The organism is Desulfurella sp., from assembly GCF_049977265.1.
Lineage (GTDB): Bacteria > Campylobacterota_A > Desulfurellia > Desulfurellales > Desulfurellaceae > Desulfurella.
Genome location: NZ_JBMFGQ010000083.1, coordinates 1 through 2,270 on the forward strand (window position 1 = coordinate 1; position 2,270 = coordinate 2,270).

The 2,270-nt window shown below is 29.2% G+C and carries 2 protein-coding genes; both read right to left on the reverse strand.

Features of this window, described 5'->3' with window-relative positions:
- On the reverse strand, window positions 1-1,538 hold a 1,538-nt coding region (locus ACP5FO_RS08695; RefSeq protein ID WP_428157411.1), incomplete at its 3' end, for a glycosyltransferase family 2 protein.
- On the reverse strand, window positions 1,525-2,270 hold a 746-nt coding region (locus tag ACP5FO_RS08700), incomplete at its 5' end, for a class I SAM-dependent methyltransferase (protein ID WP_428157412.1). The genes ACP5FO_RS08695 and ACP5FO_RS08700, both read right to left, overlap by 14 nt.

Here is a 2,270-nt window from a genome sequence, read left to right on the forward strand (position 1 = left end):
GACACTTCTTTATTATAACGCTTTATGGATTCTTCTCCGGTATTAAAACCTCTTGATTTTGATTCATAGTGATACAAAACTGCATGAGGCGTCCATACAACTAAATAACCTTTTTTTCTTAAACTTAAACATAAATCAATGTCATTATATACTACAGGGTAACTTTCATCAAACCCTTTAATTTCATTAAAAACTTTTTTTCTTACCATCAAACATGCACCGGTTACTGCTGATAAATTCTGCACTGTAGCTAATCTTGCAAAATAACCTGTGTAATCTGAATTTAAATACTTAAAGCAATGCTCTGCTATACCGTTTATACCAATTATTACTCCTGCATGTTGAATCGTATTGTCTGGATATAGCAGTTTTGCACCAACTGCTCCTACATCATCTCTTTGGGCAAACATTAGCATTTCTTCAATCCAGTTTGGTGTAATTACTTCTGTATCATTATTTAGAAAAAGTAAAACCTCTCCTTGTGCAAATCGCACTGCATAATTATTTATACTTGAATAGTTAAATGGTTTATCCCATACAATTACTTTAATAAATGAATATGTTTTTTCCAAAAATCTGTAGTAATCAAAAATAGATTGTTCTATAGAATTATTTTCTACTATTATAATCTCATAATTTTTATATGTAGACTTTTGAATAATTGACTTAATGCATTTTTCTAAGTCATCTTTGTGGTCTTTATTTGGTATAATTATAGAGATTTTTGGACTATCTGTTATTTTATAGTTAATTTTATACAAACCTAAAACTTTACCATCTAAAACATCACCATCTAGATTTAATCTATTTAAATGCTCCTTTAAAGCTTTTTTGGCAGAATCGTAAGCATAAATTTTAGATTGAGGATTTCGAGAAACTGAATTTTGACTTACTCTCCAATGGTAGAGAATTTTTGGAATGTGTATTATCTTTTTTGCTTTTTCTGTTGCCCTGAGTATAAGCTCATAATCTTGAGAACCTTCAAAACCTTCCTTCAAATATCCAATTTTATCTAAAAGCTTTTTTTTAATTACACTTAAATGGCATACATAGTTATAACTTCTCAAAAAATCTGGGGCTAAATCAGGTTTAAAGTGAGGATCAAAAAACTTTTTCCCGTCTTCAGTTACTTTATCTTCGTCTGAATAAATAAAATCAACACCTTGATTTTCATTTATAGTTTTTACTACTTCAAACAGAGCATTTTTGGCTAATATATCATCATGATCTAAAAAAGCTATATAATCACCTTTGCTAATAAAAATTGCTTCGTTTGTATTTTGCGCTATACCTTTGTTTTTCTTTAAATATTTAATTTTAATACGATTATCTTTGTCTGCATAATTATCTAAAATCTTTTTTACATGACTTTGATCACTTGCATCAGCTATACAAAGCTCAAAATTTGTGTAGCTTTGATTTAAAACAGATTCTATCATTTCAATCAAAAACTGTTCTGGTGTATTCCATGTGGGCACTACAACAGAAATTAAAGGCTTAAATGAAAAAATTAAATCTTGTGTGTTACTTTCTTGCATAAATTACTACCTCTCTGCCAATATTCAATTGCGCTAAAGATTTATAAAGATCCCTTTTTAAATCATTAAATCCAGCGTTTTGTAAATTTTTTTCAAAATTTTTTCTTTTTGTATGGCATAATCTGCCTAAACTGTCATTTCCCACATAATTATCTCCCATAAGTAAGAAAATATCTATCGGAAATGATGTTTCTTTTAATACAATATCAAAACCTTGTTCTCTTAAAAGTTTTTCAAGTGAATTAAAATCAAAATAATTAATATGATGCGGTGGTGCTACCCACCATGGAGAAAAATTACAAGCTTTTTTTAAAGCAAGTTGAAATGGATTATAATCGTTTGGTACAACAATACATACAACACCGCCTTGCTTTAAAACCTTTTTTATAGAGGCAATAGTGTTTGCAGGGTCTGGTACGTGTTCTAGTACTTCACTTAAATATACTACATCAAATTTATTGGCTAATTTTTCAGATAAATTTTCGTCAAAAAATCCTTCTATTACATCCAGACCAATTGATTTACAATGATTGATAGACTGAATTGATGGGTCTAAACCTAATGTAGACCATCCGCGTTTTTTACCATAAAGCAAAAAATATCCGCCCCCGCAGCCGATATCAAAAATATTGCCTTTAAAGCCCAGTATTTTTTCAAAACTATCGTATCTATCTTTAAATACCAAATCATACCAATCTTTATCTTCCAAAAATCTTTCATTAAAAAACTCTA